This window comes from Oceanobacter antarcticus (assembly GCF_044962685.1).
GTDB lineage: Bacteria > Pseudomonadota > Gammaproteobacteria > Pseudomonadales > Oceanobacteraceae > Oceanobacter > Oceanobacter antarcticus.
The window spans coordinates 1-290 of the sequence record NZ_JBBKTX010000098.1 but is presented as its reverse complement, the minus strand read 5'-3'; the positions used below and the strand labels follow the sequence as shown (position 1 = coordinate 290).

The window sequence follows — 290 nt, the reverse complement described above, 5'->3', positions numbered from 1 at the left end:
CAGAAATGTCATCAGGTAAGTGATCCGTCGGTGGTGTTTTCATGGGTTGGAGTATACCAACCCTGGTTAATTCATGGCAGTGTAAAATAAGGTTTCATGCGGTTTATTATTAAAAATATCCAGACCATCCAATAATAAATTCAGTTGATGGCCGTCAATACAGATGGCAGCGCTGTCGGTCGGCTTTAGCCATTTAAAGCGCTGCTTTTCCAGGCGTTTGTACCAGAGCACAAAGCCATTGCGCTCCCAGTACAGTAACTTGATTTTATCCCGGTCGCGATTACAAAAGA

Annotated in this window: 1 protein-coding gene; it reads right to left on the bottom strand. The window is 43.4% G+C overall.

Annotated elements, in window-relative coordinates; translation table 11 throughout:
* Positions 1-66: 66 nt before the first annotated feature.
* The coding region (gene tnpB, locus WG929_RS21090; protein WP_416207635.1) for an IS66 family insertion sequence element accessory protein TnpB at positions 67-290 on the bottom strand (224 nt) is incomplete at its 5' end.